This window comes from Streptococcus atopicus, from assembly GCF_049166725.1.
In the GTDB taxonomy this organism is placed as follows: Bacteria; Bacillota; Bacilli; order Lactobacillales; family Streptococcaceae; genus Streptococcus; species Streptococcus hominis.
In genome coordinates, this window is record NZ_JBMHFC010000001.1 from 98,291 (window position 1) to 114,000 (window position 15,710).

The 15,710-nt window shown below is 40.4% G+C and carries 16 protein-coding genes, 1 tRNA gene and 1 other RNA gene; 17 read left to right on the plus strand and 1 reads right to left on the minus strand.

The genetic code is table 11. The features are described 5' to 3' along the window. The first annotated feature begins 34 nt into the window (after positions 1 to 34). From atpD to ACOMA9_RS00455, 8 genes are all read left to right on the plus strand, one after another. A complete protein-coding gene (atpD, locus tag ACOMA9_RS00420) occupies positions 35 to 1,441 on the plus strand; it encodes a F0F1 ATP synthase subunit beta (protein ID WP_003030503.1) in 1,407 nt (468 codons plus the stop codon). Positions 1,442 to 1,451: 10 nt separating this feature from the next. Continuing rightward, positions 1,452 to 1,871, plus strand: a complete 420-nt coding sequence (locus ACOMA9_RS00425) for a F0F1 ATP synthase subunit epsilon (RefSeq protein WP_003028068.1) — start codon at positions 1,452 to 1,454, stop codon at positions 1,869 to 1,871. A 100-nt stretch (positions 1,872 to 1,971) separates the two neighbouring features. Next, positions 1,972 to 2,202 (plus strand): DUF1146 family protein, encoded by a 231-nt coding sequence (locus ACOMA9_RS00430; RefSeq protein ID WP_018543445.1) that lies wholly within the window; start codon positions 1,972 to 1,974, stop codon positions 2,200 to 2,202. A 38-nt stretch (positions 2,203 to 2,240) separates the two neighbouring features. Continuing rightward, positions 2,241 to 3,521, plus strand: coding sequence for a UDP-N-acetylglucosamine 1-carboxyvinyltransferase (gene murA / locus ACOMA9_RS00435; protein WP_330945024.1), 1,281 nt, complete (start codon positions 2,241 to 2,243; stop codon positions 3,519 to 3,521). After that, positions 3,514 to 3,690: a DNA-directed RNA polymerase subunit beta gene (locus ACOMA9_RS00440; RefSeq protein ID WP_003030460.1), complete on the plus strand. Its 177-nt coding sequence runs from the start codon at positions 3,514 to 3,516 to the stop codon at positions 3,688 to 3,690. Before murA ends, ACOMA9_RS00440 begins: the two co-directional genes overlap by 8 nt. Before the next feature lie 98 nt (positions 3,691 to 3,788). After that, positions 3,789 to 4,634 carry a DNA/RNA non-specific endonuclease gene (locus ACOMA9_RS00445; RefSeq protein WP_330945025.1) on the plus strand — a complete coding sequence of 282 codons (846 nt, stop codon included), beginning with the start codon at positions 3,789 to 3,791 and terminating at the stop codon, positions 4,632 to 4,634. Between the two features lie 289 nt (positions 4,635 to 4,923). Beyond that, complete coding sequence (locus ACOMA9_RS00450; protein WP_330945026.1) at positions 4,924 to 6,660, plus strand: ABC transporter ATP-binding protein; 1,737 nt, start codon at positions 4,924 to 4,926, stop codon at positions 6,658 to 6,660. 9 nt (positions 6,661 to 6,669) lie between these two features. Beyond that, positions 6,670 to 8,439 carry an ABC transporter ATP-binding protein gene (locus ACOMA9_RS00455; RefSeq protein ID WP_330945027.1) on the plus strand — a complete coding sequence of 590 codons (1,770 nt, stop codon included), beginning with the start codon at positions 6,670 to 6,672 and terminating at the stop codon, positions 8,437 to 8,439. Positions 8,440 to 8,976: 537 nt separating this feature from the next. On the opposite strand, the gene ACOMA9_RS00460 is transcribed toward ACOMA9_RS00455, so the two are convergent. After that, positions 8,977 to 9,978 (minus strand): YdcF family protein, encoded by a 1,002-nt coding sequence (locus ACOMA9_RS00460; RefSeq protein ID WP_330945050.1) that lies wholly within the window; start codon positions 9,976 to 9,978, stop codon positions 8,977 to 8,979. Positions 9,979 to 10,113: 135 nt separating this feature from the next. Between ACOMA9_RS00460 and ssrA the strand changes: the two genes are divergently transcribed. The 9 genes from ssrA to ACOMA9_RS00505 all read left to right on the plus strand — a co-directional run bounded on the left by ssrA (position 10,114) and on the right by ACOMA9_RS00505 (position 15,702). After that, positions 10,114 to 10,463, plus strand: a transfer-messenger RNA (tmRNA) gene (gene ssrA, locus ACOMA9_RS00465). 8 nt (positions 10,464 to 10,471) lie between these two features. Beyond that, positions 10,472 to 10,559: transfer RNA gene (locus tag ACOMA9_RS00470), tRNA-Ser, on the plus strand. 150 nt (positions 10,560 to 10,709) lie between these two features. Further along, positions 10,710 to 11,090 carry a CidA/LrgA family protein gene (locus ACOMA9_RS00475; RefSeq protein WP_204982808.1) on the plus strand — a complete coding sequence of 127 codons (381 nt, stop codon included), beginning with the start codon at positions 10,710 to 10,712 and terminating at the stop codon, positions 11,088 to 11,090. Beyond that, complete coding sequence (locus ACOMA9_RS00480) at positions 11,083 to 11,778, plus strand: LrgB family protein (protein WP_270206775.1); 696 nt, start codon at positions 11,083 to 11,085, stop codon at positions 11,776 to 11,778. The genes ACOMA9_RS00475 and ACOMA9_RS00480 overlap by 8 nt, the downstream gene beginning before the upstream one ends. 117 nt (positions 11,779 to 11,895) lie before the next feature. Beyond that, entirely contained in the window at positions 11,896 to 12,408 is a 513-nt protein-coding gene (locus ACOMA9_RS00485; RefSeq protein ID WP_003025236.1) for an adenine phosphoribosyltransferase, read from the plus strand. A 99-nt stretch (positions 12,409 to 12,507) separates the two neighbouring features. Then, positions 12,508 to 13,452, plus strand: a complete 945-nt coding sequence (gene metA / locus ACOMA9_RS00490; RefSeq protein ID WP_421424323.1) for a homoserine O-acetyltransferase MetA — start codon at positions 12,508 to 12,510, stop codon at positions 13,450 to 13,452. 8 nt (positions 13,453 to 13,460) lie between these two features. After that, on the plus strand, positions 13,461 to 14,135 hold the full coding sequence (locus ACOMA9_RS00495) for a DnaD domain-containing protein (protein ID WP_330945029.1): 675 nt from the start codon (positions 13,461 to 13,463) through the stop codon (positions 14,133 to 14,135). A gap of 93 nt (positions 14,136 to 14,228) precedes the next feature. After that, positions 14,229 to 14,918, plus strand: coding sequence for a tRNA (adenine(22)-N(1))-methyltransferase (locus tag ACOMA9_RS00500; protein WP_022526678.1), 690 nt, complete (start codon positions 14,229 to 14,231; stop codon positions 14,916 to 14,918). Beyond that, positions 14,905 to 15,702 carry a Nif3-like dinuclear metal center hexameric protein gene (locus ACOMA9_RS00505; protein WP_330945030.1) on the plus strand — a complete coding sequence of 266 codons (798 nt, stop codon included), beginning with the start codon at positions 14,905 to 14,907 and terminating at the stop codon, positions 15,700 to 15,702. Before ACOMA9_RS00500 ends, ACOMA9_RS00505 begins: the two co-directional genes overlap by 14 nt. Positions 15,703 to 15,710: the final 8 nt, after the last annotated feature.

The window sequence follows — 15,710 nt, forward strand, 5'->3', positions numbered from 1 at the left end:
TGTCACAGAAAATAAATATAAAGAGGAGAAAAGAATGAGCTCAGGCAAAATTGCTCAGGTTATCGGACCAGTCGTTGACGTTGCGTTTGCAGCTGGTGATAAATTACCTGAGATAAATAATGCACTTGTAGTCTATAAAAATGACGAAAATAAATCGAAAATCGTCCTTGAAGTAGCTCTTGAGCTTGGTGACGGAGTGGTTCGGACCATTGCTATGGAATCAACTGACGGGTTGACTCGTGGCATGGAAGTCCTAGATACTGGTCGTCCAATTTCTGTCCCCGTTGGGAAAGAAACACTCGGTCGCGTCTTTAACGTTTTAGGAGATACCATTGACTTGGAAGCTCCTTTTGGTGAAGATGCAGAACGTCAACCAATCCACAAAAAAGCTCCAACTTTTGATGAGTTGTCTACTTCATCAGAAATCTTAGAAACAGGAATCAAGGTAATTGACCTCCTTGCACCTTATCTAAAAGGTGGGAAAGTCGGGCTTTTCGGTGGTGCCGGAGTTGGAAAGACAGTCTTGATTCAAGAATTGATTCACAACATTGCCCAAGAACACGGTGGAATTTCTGTCTTTACTGGTGTTGGAGAACGAACACGTGAAGGGAACGACCTTTACTGGGAAATGAAAGAATCTGGCGTTATTGAAAAAACAGCCATGGTCTTCGGTCAAATGAATGAACCACCTGGAGCACGTATGCGTGTGGCTTTGACTGGTTTGACCATTGCCGAATATTTCCGTGATGTCGAAGGTCAAGATGTGTTGTTATTCATTGACAATATTTTCCGTTTCACGCAAGCAGGTTCTGAAGTATCTGCCCTTCTTGGACGCATGCCTTCAGCCGTTGGTTACCAACCAACACTTGCGACAGAAATGGGACAATTGCAAGAACGGATTACGTCAACCAAGAAAGGTTCTGTAACCTCTATCCAAGCTATCTATGTGCCAGCCGACGACTACACTGACCCTGCGCCAGCTACAGCGTTTGCTCACTTGGATTCTACAACCAACTTGGAGCGGAAATTGGTGCAATTAGGGATTTACCCAGCAGTTGACCCACTTGCTTCTAGCTCCCGTGCCCTTGCTCCTGAAATTGTCGGAGAAGAGCACTATGCTGTAGCAGCAGAAGTGAAACGCGTCCTTCAACGTTACCATGAATTGCAAGATATTATTGCAATCCTTGGTATGGATGAATTGTCAGACGAAGAAAAGACTTTGGTTGCGCGTGCACGTCGGATTCAATTCTTCTTGTCACAAAACTTTAATGTTGCTGAACAATTTACTGGGCAACCAGGTTCTTATGTACCAGTTGCTGATACAGTTCGTGGCTTTAAGGAAATCCTTGAAGGAAAATATGATCATCTTCCTGAAGATGCCTTCCGTGGTGTTGGTTCTATCGAAGATGTCGTTGCTAAAGCTGAAAAAATGGGATTTTAAGAGGTGACCTATGGCTCAAATGACAGTACAAATCGTGACACCTGATGGTCTAGTTTTTGACCACCATGCAACGTTTGTTTCCGTTAAAACTCTTGATGGAGAAATGGGGATTTTACCGCATCATGAAAATATGATTGCTGTTTTGGCTGTCGATGAGGTCAAAGTGAAGCGGATTGATGATGAAGATCATGTCAATTGGATTGCTGTGAATGGTGGAATTGTCGAAGTAGCTGATAATGTAATCACCATTGTTGCAGACTCTGCCGAACGTGCTCGCGATATTGACATCAGTCGTGCTGAAAGAGCAAAATTACGTGCTGAACGTGCTATTGAAGAAGCACATGAAAAGCATTTGATTGACCAAGAACGTCGTGCCAGAATCGCTCTTCAACGTGCCATTAACCGAATTAACGTTGGAACAAGATTATAAAAAAGGCCATTTGGCCTTTTTTATAATGGCTTTTTTGTTATCGGTACATGATTCGTGTCCGATAGTTTGCTCTCGTCTATTTTTTTGGTATAATGGGGATATGATTCAGTTAATTTTTACGCTTAGTAGCCATATGATCTTTATTTTTCTTTCATTTCACTTACTTTCTACTGTTGTGAATTGGGAAAAACTATTGAAAGTGAATGCTGACAATGCTTTTAGAATTCGTTTTTTGATTTTATTGCTTAGTATTGCATTAGGCTTTTTGCTCAGCTCTTTCTTCCTCAGTCTCTATACATTAGGACGTGATGTGTTTAATAGCAATTTATAAGATGAGAAAAGTAATAAAAGAAGTGTTTTGGAGAAAATATGGATAAAATTATTATACAAGGCAGTTCGAATCCATTAGTTGGTTCGGTTAAAATTGAAGGTGCCAAAAATGCTGTTTTGCCTTTGCTTGCAGCAACTATTCTAGCGACGACAGGGAAAACAACTCTAACCAATGTTCCGGTTCTATCAGATGTGTTTACGATGAACAATGTGGTTCGTGGATTGAATACAAAAGTGACTTTTGAGCAAGAAGAAAACCGGATTACGGTGGATGCTACACAGCCGTTGAGTGAAGAAGCGCCTTATAAATATGTGAGTAAAATGCGTGCTTCAATTGTTGTATTAGGACCTATTTTGGCGCGTAATGGTCACGCAAAAGTTTCCATGCCGGGTGGCTGTACGATTGGAAGCCGTCCTATTGACCTTCATTTGAAAGGTTTAGAGGCAATGGGAGCAGAAATTAAGCAGACGGCTGGATTTATCGAAGCAAAAGCTGACCAATTGCATGGAGCTCATATCTATATGGACTTTCCAAGTGTAGGGGCGACACAAAATATCATGATGGCAGCAACGTTAGCAGACGGTGTGACTGTTATTGAAAATGCAGCTCGGGAGCCTGAAATTGTGGATTTAGCTGTTTTGTTAAACAAAATGGGTGCTAAAGTCCGTGGTGCAGGTACGGAAACATTAACTATTACTGGGGTTAAGGAATTATCTGGGACAAGTCACAGCGTGGTCCAAGACCGTATCGAAGCCGGAACTTTTATGGTAGCAGCTGCTATGACAGGTGGCAATGTTCTTGTGCGAGATGCTATCTGGGAGCATAATCGTCCGCTTATCGCGAAATTGATGGAAATGGGTGTGTCTGTTACCGAAGAAGACGAAGGGATTCGGATTCGTTCAGATTTATCCAAGCTAAAAGCGGTCAATGTGAAGACTCTTCCGCATCCAGGTTTCCCAACAGATATGCAGGCACAATTTACAGCTTTGATGACGGTTGCCAAGGGTGAGTCTACCATGATTGAAACTGTTTTTGAGAATCGTTTCCAACATCTGGAAGAAATGCGTCGGATGGGTTTACATTCAGAAATTATGCGGGACACAGCTCGTATCGTCGGTGGTCAAGCCTTGCAAGGGGCAGAGGTGATGTCAACAGACTTGCGTGCGAGTGCCGCGTTGATTTTAACAGGCTTGGTTGCAGAAGGTGAAACAAAAGTAGGACAACTAACTCACTTGGACAGAGGCTATTACCAGTTCCATAAAAAGTTGTCTAACTTAGGTGCTTCTATTAAGCGAGTGAAGGAAGAAGACGATGAATAATGATTTGAAATACGTTGGAAAACAAGTTGGAATTGTTCTAGCAGTCTTGTTGCTTGGTTTGATTTTGTTTTCACTTGGCTTAGTTGTTGGCTACGGTGGAAAAAATCCATGGGCTATTTTATCGCCAGATAAGTGGCAGGAAATCATCAGCAAATTCACAGGACAATAGACAATAATATTGATAGGAAAAAGGGAGTGAGACAGAGGTAGTGATTTCGTAGAAATTGGCTTTGAGTCCCGCTTCCTATTTATTTAAAAGGGGGAGAAATGGCGAGAAAGAAATCCAATCAGAAAGTAGCACAAAGTGTAGCTGGTTTGGTTATAGCACTGGTTCTTGCGCTGGGAGGTTATTCTTTTAGCAATCATCATGGTAGTACGAAGCCTTCTGACAGCACTGCTATTAATCGAAGTATTCGGACGAATCATGCAGCACCCAGTCAAGAATTAGCACAGAGTGTTTTGACAGAGTCCGTTAAACGGCAACTCAAAGGAAAGATTGAATGGAATGGGGCAGGAGCCTTCACAATCAATGAAAATAAAACAACATTGGATGCTAAAGTTGCAAGCGTTCCTTATGCGGATAATAAGACTAAACTCGTCCAAGGTCAGACAGTTCCGACGGTTGCAAATGCTCTTTTATCCAAAACAACTCGCCAATATAGAAGTCGTGAAGAAACAGGAAATGGCTCCACGACTTGGACACCTGCTGGTTGGCATCAAGTCAAGCATTTATCAGGTGAATACAACCATGCAGTTGACCGAGGACATTTGTTGGGTTATGCTTTGATTGGTAACTTGAAAGGGTTTGATGCTTCGACCAGTAACCCGAAAAATATAGCTGTGCAAACAGCTTGGGCTAATCAAGCAAATACTAGTCATTCTACGGGTCAAAATTTCTATGAAACAAAGGTTCGCAAGGCACTAGACAAAAATAAACGAGTTCGGTATCGAGTGACTTTGATTTATGCCAATGAACAGGATTTAGTGCCAGTTGGTTCGCATATTGAAGCTAAATCAAGCGATAGTAGCTTGGAAATGAATGTCTTTGTTCCCAACGTACAGACAGGACTTCGGCTAAATTATCAAACAGGAGAAGTGACCGTTACCAACTAGATTATTGCTAGTGTTGCATTTATATCATCCTTTTGTTATACTATTGTTACATGAGGTCGGACAAAAAGTATCTCAGCCTCTATCTAATTTAGTGATAAGCGAATGACGCAGTAGGTGATTGGACTCTTTATTCGCTTTTCAAGCTCGAAAGAGCACCTAATCACCCTCGCGGGGGTGGGACCACGAACTTAAATTTTTCAAGATAAGTTCTGTCCCACTCCCATTTTGTCTAAAAAGTACGTTGGTGCTTTTTTATTGTGGATTTGTTTTATGAGGAGAAAGGAGAAACATGAAGTATATTTGGTCTTATTTGAAAAAATATCCCAAATGGTTGATGTTGGATTTCTTTGGTGCTGTCTTCTTTGTTGTGGTAAATCTCGGTTTGCCGACTGTTTTGGCACGAATGATTGATGAAGGGATTAATCGAGGAGATAGCAATCGTTTATATTATTGGGCGATTGTGATGCTCATTGTCATTTTGCTAGGAGTCTTTGGACGGATTGTCCTTGCCTATGCTGCTGGTAAGTTGACAACGAGTATGGTGCGTGATATGCGTAATGACATCTACGACAAATTGCAAGAGTATTCGCATCATGAATATGAGCAAATTGGCGTTTCGTCTTTGGTGACACGGATTACCAGTGATGCCTTTGTTCTCATGCAGTTCGCAGAGCAATCCCTAAAAATGGGTGTCATTACACCAATGATGATGATGTCTAGCGTGATGATGATTTTTTTCACTAGTCCTTCTTTGGCTTGGATTGTCGCAATTTCTGTTCCTTTCCTCGGCATTGTCGTTTGGTATATAGCAGTCAAGACTCGTCCTTTATCAGAAAAACAACAAAAAACGTTAGATAAAATCAATCAATACGCACGTGAGAATTTAATGGGGCTGCGCGTTATTCGTGCTTTTGCTCGAGAAGAATTTCAAGAAGAGCGTTTTGCTTCACAAAATGACATTTATGCGAATAATTCGAATCGTCTGTTCAAGTTAACTGGTTTGACAGAACCTCTTTTTGTTCAAATTATCATCGCGATGATTATTGCCATTGTCTGCTTTGCTTTAAAACCACTAGGTACAGGAGATTTGCAAATTGGCGATTTAGTTGCTTTTATCGAATACAGTTTTCATGCATTGCTGTCATTTCTGTTGCTGTCTAGCTTGTTTACTATGTATCCTCGTACAGCTGTTTCGAGTGAACGGTTGAAAGAAGTAATGGAAATGCCCATTTCAATCAATCCAAACGAAGATGGTGTGACTGAGACAGACAGTCATGGTTATTTAGAGTTTGACAATGTTACCTTTGCATATCCTGGTGAAACAGAGAGTCCAGTCTTGCATAATATTTCCTTCAAAGCAAAACCTGGTGAAACGATTGCTTTTATCGGCTCGACCGGCTCAGGGAAGTCCTCATTGGTGCAATTGATTCCGCGCTTTTATGATGTGACTTTAGGAAAGATTTTAGTGGACGGAGTGGATGTGCGTTCTTATAATCTAAAAGCACTGCGGCAGAAGATAGGTTTCATTCCACAAAAAGCTCTGCTCTTTACCGGAACAATCGCAGAAAACCTCCGCTATGGGAAAGAAAATGCTAGTCGTGAGGAATTGGTGCAAGCGGCAGATGTAGCACAAGCAAGGGACTTCATTGAAAGCAAGGAAGAACGCTTTGAGACGCATTTGGCAGAAGGTGGAAGCAATCTCTCAGGTGGGCAAAAGCAACGCCTTTCTATCGCACGTGCTGTCGTGAAAGAACCAGATATTTATATCTTTGATGATTCATTTTCTGCGTTGGACTATAAGACCGATGCCATTCTTCGAAGTCGGCTCAAAGAAGTTACGCAAAATGCCACTGTATTGATTGTAGCACAACGCGTGGGAACCATAATGGATGCAGATCAGATTATTGTTCTGGATAAGGGAGAAATCGTCGGGCGCGGAACACATGAAGAATTGTTGCAACAAAACGACATCTATCGCGAAATTGCTAATTCTCAGCTTAATAGTCAATCACTAACAGAAGAATAGGAGGGAAAGATGAAACAACATAGTTTTATGCGCTTGTGGAGTTACTTAAAAGTTTATAAACTCTCAGTAATCCTTGCTATCTTTTTGAAGGTGGTGAGTATTGTGATGAGCGTGCTAGAGCCTTTTGTACTTGGTCTTGCTATTACAGAATTGACACGAAATGTGCTGGACATAGCAAAAGGAGTCGAAGGCGCCAGTATAAATACAACATATGTCTTTTGGGTAATGGCACTTTACCTTTTGCGTGGTTTGTTCTATGAAATTGGGTCTTACTATTCTAATTATTTTATGACCAATGCAGTGCAAAATACAGTACGTGACATGCGCAATGAGTTGAGTTCTAAAATTAATCAAATTCCAGTTTCTTACTTTGATAAGCATCAATTTGGAGATTTGCTAGGGCGCTTTACCAGTGATGTAGAGACTGTTTCAAATGCGCTTCAACAATCATTCTTACAAGTTGTAAATGCGGTTTTGACCATTACCTTAGTTATCGGAATGGTCTTGTATCTTAATTTTCAACTGGCTTTGATAGTGATTGCTAGCATTCCGTTGACCTATTTTGGGGCGAACTTTATTTTGAAAAAATCACAGCCGTATTTTAAAAAGCAAGCAGATACGCTAGGTGTCATGAATGGATTTGTTCAAGAAAATCTAACTGGTTTTAATGTGCTGAAACTCTATGGCCGTGAAGAAACATCTTCAGACGATTTTCGAGAAATCACGCAAAACCTCCAAGAAGTCGGATTCAAAGCTAGTTTTATTTCTGGCTTGATGATGCCAATTTTGAACGCAATTTCAGATTTGACTTATCTGCTTGTAGCAGTTGTTGGTGGTCTGCAAGTCATTTCTGGACAATTAACGATTGGGAACATGCAAGCATTCGTACAATATGTGTGGCAAGTAAACCAGCCAATCCAAAACTTAACGCAATTGGCTGGGCAATTGCAGAGTGCTAAGTCTTCGCTGGATCGTATTTTCCAAGTCTTAGATGAACCAGACGAAGTAACTGATGCGAAAGAGCGGCTGGAACATAATTTGACAGGTCAGGTCAGCTTCAAGCATGTTGACTTTCAATACGTGGAAAACAAACCGCTCATTCGAGACTTCAACTTAGAGGTTAAGCCGGGCGAAATGGTGGCGATTGTCGGTCCAACAGGTGCCGGAAAGACCACCCTTATCAATTTGCTCATGCGTTTTTATGATGTAACATCTGGTTCGATTTCTGTTGATGGTCACGATATTCGCAACTTATCACGACAAGAATACCGCAAACAATTTGGTATGGTCTTGCAAGACGCTTGGCTTTATGAAGGAACAGTCAAAGAAAACTTGCGCTTTGGAAATCTGAATGCGACAGATGAAGAGATTGTGGAAGCCGCCAAAGCAGCTAATGTCGATCATTTCATTCGGACGCTTCCAGGTGGCTATAATATGGAAATGAATCAGGAATCCAGCAATATTTCGCTAGGACAAAAACAATTGCTGACCATCGCGCGAGCACTATTAGCCGATCCAAAAATCTTGATTTTGGATGAAGCGACTTCGTCCGTTGATACGCGCCTAGAGCTCTTGATTCAAAAAGCGATGAAGAACCTCATGCAAGGACGAACAAGCTTTGTCATTGCTCACCGCTTATCGACGATTCAAGAGGCAGATAAGATTTTGGTTCTCAAAGATGGACAAATCATTGAGCAAGGAACTCACGAATCGCTTCTAGCTGATAAAGGTTTCTATTACGACTTATATACAAGTCAATTTGCAAAGAAAGAAGCCTAACGAATAAAGGAGCAAAACAAAACTCCAACGAAACAATAAAAACACGAACTCTGTCTTGACTAGTTGCTAGCTAATCTGGACGAGTTCGTGTTTTTCTATCCTTAGCGGCACAAAGCTAAAATGCAATTGCTCTGTTCCACAACTATTTTTTGCTAAATCTTCAAAATTGCATCATATTTCTTCCGTCCGCCCCGCGGACGAAGTGAACTAGTTTTGATTTATATTGTCAGCCGAGCGGATGGGGTGGATTAGCTTTGATTTATACTGTCAGCCCGGCGGACGAAGTGAACTAGTTTTGGTTTATTGTGTCAGCTGGGCGGACGAAGTGAATGAGTTTGGGTTTATAGTGTCAGCCGAGCGGACGAGGCGAATGAGTTTTAGTTTCCTCCGTCGCCCTGGTCGACAGCACAAATCAGTTTGGTTTTGCTTTATCGTCCCGGTCGACAGTAAGAATCAGTTTTAGTTTACTTTGTCGCCCCAGTCGACAGCTTCAATCGTTTGCTCCGAATCGTTCATTCCGTTAAGTGAAATTACGCCTTATCGAAAGAGGTTAGTAAGCCAAACAATGAAATACAATCCAAGAAAAATAGCGTGCCATTTCCAATAGAGTACAATCAGTCCGATTGTTTCACGTATCCAAGCCGACGGGAGAAAATAAAGTGCTGTTCGGGAACCTATACTACGTCCTTTCAAACCAAGCTTTCGCATGTAAATACCCGCTCGCAAAGAGTGGAAAGAGTTGGTGACGACCAAGCAATAGTAATTTTCCTTACTTTTTTCGTCTAAAATAGTTTTGCTAAACTGCAAATTTTCTAAGGTGTTGGTTGACTGCCGTTCAATTATAATATCTTCTTGTGGAATACCTACTTGCCTTAAATATTGCGCCATTGCTTCTGCTTCGGTTATTGGTTCATCGACACCTTGTCCTCCAGAAACGACAATTTTGGGATGGTTATGAAATTTTTCATACATCGTCTTCCCCTTTTCGAGCCGTTGAGCGAGAAGAGGTGAAACCTTGTCTCCTATCAAACCAGACCCTAAGATGATGATGTAGTCTGGATGTTTTATGACGGGCAATACATTATAAACAAAACCGTAAAGGATATAGGTCACATAAAGATAGCTACCATAAATTAGAAGTCCATTTGTAAGAGATAGGATTTTATGAAGAAAGATAAAATGAGGAAAGAAAAAAGTAAGCGCTAGGGAAAGAGCAATAGCGAGTCCATAAAAGAGGGAGAGAAGGTTTGCTAAACGCCTGCCTTCAAAGGTCATCATCTGTCTGCCATTAAAAATGAGATAAATGGTTGAAATTATAACACTCAAAGGAATGAAAAGTGCTAAGATGAGCAAAGAAAGCATTGCCAGATTTCTATTGACAAGTTGTTCCATATGCATCACAAACAAACCAGAAACGATAGCGGCAAATAAAATTAGAACGACACTAAGCAGATAAGCATTGAAAAGTCGTCTGGGTTCGAAACAAAATAAGATGACAAAAAGAAAAGCAGGGATAAACAAAATCAAATGAAGCAGCATAAATGATAGAAATCCTTTCAACCAATTTCCTTTTTAGTATAGCATAAAAGTTCCTGTAAAAAAGTAAATTTAAAAAACAATGGACTTAAAAATTGAAATATTATTAAAAAATATGGTATAATATTTTTATGTCTTGGGGTCGTTACGGATTCGACAGGCATTATGAGGCACATTTTGCGACTCATCGAGCGGATGTAAAGCGCCAGTTAAATATAACTGCAAAAAATAATAATTCTTACGCTTTAGCTGCCTAAAAAACAGCCAGCGTGACCAGATTCGGATCGCTCGTGTTCGATGACTGGTCTTAATAATAGCGAGATACGATTAAGCCCTGTCTAGGGGCTTGATAAGAGACTGATAGACTCGCTTGGCTTTGGCTTGAGTTATGTGTCAAAGCGAAGTTAAATCCAATACATAACCTATGGTTGTAGACAAATGTGTTGGCAGGTGTTTGGACGTGGGTTCGATTCCCACCGGCTCCATTGTTAAATATGGAAGATTACTCAAGAGGCTTAAGAGGCTGTGTTGGAAACGCAGTAGGCGTGTGAAAGCGTGCGTGGGTTCGAATCCCATGTCTTCCGTTTTGTTACAAAACGCTCGTTAGTGACGTTTTTTTTCTTACTAGAAGATAAAATGAGTGAAGAGAACGGATTCACTCATTTATTTTTTGAAAAATATTGAAATTTTTCTGAAAAGTAGTAGACTGTTACTAGAAAGTTTGGAGGATTCTCGTGAAATTATACGTACAATTGATGATTATTTTTTCAATTTCTTTGATAGGAGAAGGGATTTCCTATCTTTTTCATTTGCCTATTCCGGGGAGTATTATTGGGCTTATTCTTCTTTTTTTGGCTTTGCAATTTAAAATTCTCAGATTGCGGCATGTGAGTATGGTGGGAAATTTTTTATTAGCCAATATGACCATTTTATTTTTGCCGCCAGCAGTCGGAATTATGGATAAATTTCATGTCATTGCGCCTTATTTGCTGCCGATTGTTTTGATTATTGTTGGAGCGATTGTGATCAATGTGGTTGTCATCGCCGTGGTTGTTCATTTTATCAAAAATCGCTTTGAAGGAGATTACGGAGAAGGAGAAACAAGAAATGTCTAATTTGTGGGGCAATCCTTTATTTGGTTTGGCTTTATCGATCTTTGCTTATCTGGTAGGAATGTTGATTTTTCGCAGATTTCCGCATCCTTTGACAACACCTTTGCTTCTATCCACCATATTTGTCATTGTATTTTTAAAATTGACAGGAATTTCTTATAAACATTACTACATAGGTGGAACGTATTTGAATAATCTCATTGTGCCGTCAACGGTTGCACTGGGAATTCCTTTGTATAAAACATTTCATCTCATGAAACACCATGCCAGAAGCATTTTGATTGGTACTTTTATAGCGGTAGTAGTGAATACTAGTTTTACGGCCCTGGTCGCCAAGGCTTTTGGAATGGATTTTTTCTTAGCAATTTCACTCTTTCCCAAATCAGTAACAACAGCTATGGCGGTTGGAATTACAGATAAAATGCAAGGGCTGACGACAGTGACGTTGGTAGTTGTAGTTGCAACGGGAATCTTGACAAGTGTGATCGGTCCGACTGTTTTAAAAATCTTAAAAATCAAAGATCCTGTTGCAGTAGGCTTAGCTCTTGGAGGAACGGGACATGCTGTTGGGACAGGGACAGCTTTTAAATACGGACAAGTTGCAGGAGCTATGGCTGGTCTAGCTATTGGGGTGACAGGGATTATGTATGTGATTGTCAGTCCAATTGTTGCAAGTATTATTTTAAAATAGCAAAAGACGAGAATGACTGTGCTGTGACTATTTTTTGAAAGCAAGTATGTTTTCTGCCCCATTTCCTAAAAAACATGATATAATAGAGAGTAAAAACTTTTTGATAGAAAGACAGTTATGGATTTAAAAGATTATATTGCAACCATTGAAAATTACCCGCAAGAAGGGATTTTATTTCGTGACATTAGCCCATTGATGGCAGATGGAAATGCCTATAGCTATGCTATTCGTGAAATTGTCCAATATGCTACGGACAAGAAAATTGATATGATTGTCGGTCCAGAAGCGCGTGGATTTATTGTTGGATGTCCGGTAGCTTATGAGCTTGGGGTTGGTTTTGCTCCAGTACGTAAGCCTGGGAAATTGCCTCGTGAGGTTATCTCAGCTAGTTATGAAAAAGAGTATGGTGTAGATACCTTAACAATGCACGCAGACTCTATCAAGCCTGGACAGCGTGTACTGATTGTTGATGACCTTCTTGCAACGGGAGGAACGGTTAAAGCAACAATTGAAATGGTTGAACGTTTAGGTGGTATCGTTGCAGGTTGCGCTTTCCTTATTGAATTGGATGAATTGAAGGGACGCGAAGCTATTGGTAACTACGATTACAAAGTTCTCATGCATTATTAAGGTATAACTAAAAGCTATATCTTGTTGTAGAAAAAGTATAATTGAAAACTATATCTCCTTTCAGTATAATAAAAGCAGAAAGCAAAAGGAGATATTTTCATGCCTATTAAAATTGATAAGAAATTACCAGCTGTTGACATTTTAAGATCTGAGAATATCTTTGTCATGGATGATGAGCGTGCAGAACACCAAGATATTCGTCCTCTGAATATCTTGATTTTGAATTTAATGCCGCAAAAAACAGTGACGGAAACACAGTTGTTGCGTCATTTAGCAAATACGCCATTGCAACTTCGGATTGAATTTCTTTACATGACTTCTCATACCTTCAAAACGATGCATGCGAACTATATGGAGGCGTTTTATAAGACTTTTGACGAGATCAAAGGTCGTTATTTTGACGGTTTGATTGTCACTGGAGCGCCAGTCGAGCATTTGCCTTTTGAAGCAGTAGATTATTGGGAAGAATTGCGACAAGTTATTGACTGGTCCAAATCGCATGTTTACTCAACGTTGCATATTTGTTGGGGAGCGCAAGCAGCTCTTTATGCTCGTTATGGCATTGCCAAACACCAGATGAAGCGCAAGTTGTCCGGTATTTATAGTCAATCCACACCAGAAAAACCAAATTTGCTGTTCCGCGGCTTTGATGATGAATATGCAGCTCCTCATTCGCGTTATACAGAAGTTCGCAAAGAGGATATTTTAAATAAGAGTAATTTGGAAATTTTAGCTTGTGGAGAAGAAGTCGGTACCTCCGTTGCGGCAAGTCGTGATCTTCGCGAAGTGTATAGCTTTGGTCATTTGGAATATGACCGCGAGACCTTGGCAAAAGAATATTCGCGTGATGTAGACGCAGGGCTGAATCCGCATATTCCAGAAAATTATTTCAAAAATGATGATGTTACTTCAGTCCCCTGTTTACGATGGAATCTGGCTGCGGTGCTGTTTTTCAACAATTGGATTAATTATGCTGTTTATCAGGAAACGCCATTTGACTGGGCAAATGCAGCAAATGACGCTTCCTTGTTTGCTCATTTATAAGAGGTGTTATGACTTATTTATCAGCGTATAAGACGGGCAATTTAGTATTGCCAACTGAGCTTTTTTTCCATTTTCATGAAATATTTGATAATAGTGATGACTTTTTGGTCTGGCAATTTTTTTATTTGCAAAATACAACGTCGCTAGAAGAGATTTCTCCTGTTCAGATTGCAGAAAGTATCGGGAAATCCGTTGCAGAGGTCAATCGCTCTATGTCAAATTTGACAGAAAAAGGATTGTTGCAGTATAAAACAATTGCACTCAATGGTGAAATTGAAGCAGTTTTTGATGCGCTGCCAGCGCTTGAACGATTAGATGAAATTGTAGAAAGTCGCTCAAGCGTTGCGCAAACTGTTTCTCAAAATGTTTTAAAAGACTTGGTCGAGACTTTCCAGCAAGAATTAGGTCGCCTCTTGACACCGTTTGAAATTGAAGATTTAACAAAAACGATTCAAGATGACAAGATCAATCCTGAACTTGTTACTGCTGCTCTTCGTGAAGCTGTTTTTAATGGAAAGGCAAACTGGAGATACATCCAAGCTATTTTACGGAATTGGCGTCGTGAAGGCATTACAACAGTAGCACAGGTAGAAGCGAAGCGAGAAGAACGTGAGGCGACAAATCCACAAAATATCACTGTCTCGGATGATTTTTTGAAGGCTATGGATTTGTGGCGAGATTAAGAAATCGGAGTTTATTCTCTTGGAATAGACTCTTTTTTTAGTTCCTTAAAAATGATATACTAAGTGAAACGATTATTTTAGAAATGAGTTATCATGCAAGTAAAGAATATCTCAAAACGTTTGAGAAAAGTGGCTGGTTTTGTACCACAGGATGCCAAAATCTTGGATGTAGGAAGTGACCACGCTTATTTACCGATTTATCTAATTCAGCAGGGGAGAATTTCCTCAGCCATTGCTGGTGAAGTTGTTGAGGGACCTTATCAGTCTGCGGTGACGAATGTAGCCGATAACCAGATGTCCGATAAAATTTCTGTTCGTTTGGCAAATGGTTTGGCAGCTTTTGATGCAGAAGATCAGATTGATGTTATCGTTATTGCAGGAATGGGAGGAGGATTGATAGCAGATATTTTAGACAATGGCAGTGCAAAATTGGCATCTGTTAAGCGCCTGATTCTTCAGCCTAACAATCGGGAAGATGAACTTCGCAGGTGGTTGTGTAGTCATAATTTTCAAATTATAGAAGAAGCTATTGTGGAAGAAAATGGGAAATTTTACGAGATAATGATAGCTGAACAGGGGCATCAAGTGTTGAATGCTGAACAAGAACGCTTCGGATCTTATCTAATGAGGGAGCAATCAGCTGTTTTTCAAGATAGATGGCAGCGGGAAGTAGACAAACTGGAAAAAGCTCTGGCTAAAATCCCAGAGAAAAATCTAACGGAACGCTCTGCTATGTCCAAAAAAATCAAGCAAATCAAGGAGGTACTGCATGCTGGCAAGTGATTTTATTAACCATTATGAAGCATACTGTCCTAAGGAGCTGTCCATGACGGGAGATGTCTGCGGACTGCAAATTGGAACTTTGAATAAAGAAGTCAAACGAGTGCTGGTGACTTTGGATATCCGCGAACAGACGGTTGCAGAGGCGATTGAAAAAGATGTAGATTTGATTTTGGTCAAGCACGCACCAATCTTTCGTCCTATTAAAGATTTAGTGGCAGACCGATCTCAGAATCAGATTTACATCGATCTGATTAAACACGATATTGCAGTTTATGTTAGCCATACCAATATTGATATTGTGGATGACGGTCTTAATGACTGGTTTTGTGATCTACTAGAAATCACTGACACGGATTATCTTAGCGAAACGGCTCTTGGACACGGCATTGGTCGTATTGGCAAGATTGCGCCTCAGACTTTTGGAGACTTTGCAGGCAAGGTTAAGGAAACTTTTGGTCTGGATAGTTTGCGTTTGGTGACTTATTCGGATGTGGATCTGGATCGAATGATTGAGAAAGTGGCGATCTGTGGTGGCAGTGGTCAGTCCTTTTACAAGGAGGCTTTAGCACAGGGCGCTCAGCTTTATATTACAGGTGATATTTACTACCATACAGCACAAGATATGCTGAGCGAGGGGCTTCTAGCTTTGGATCCGGGTCACCATATAGAAGTGCTCTTTGTAGAAAAATTGGTTGAAAAGTTTCAAGATTGGAAAGTAGAAGAGAGTTGGGAAGTTGAATTTTTAGCCAGTCAGGTTTCTACAAATCCTTTTAAACATATCTAAGTAGGAAA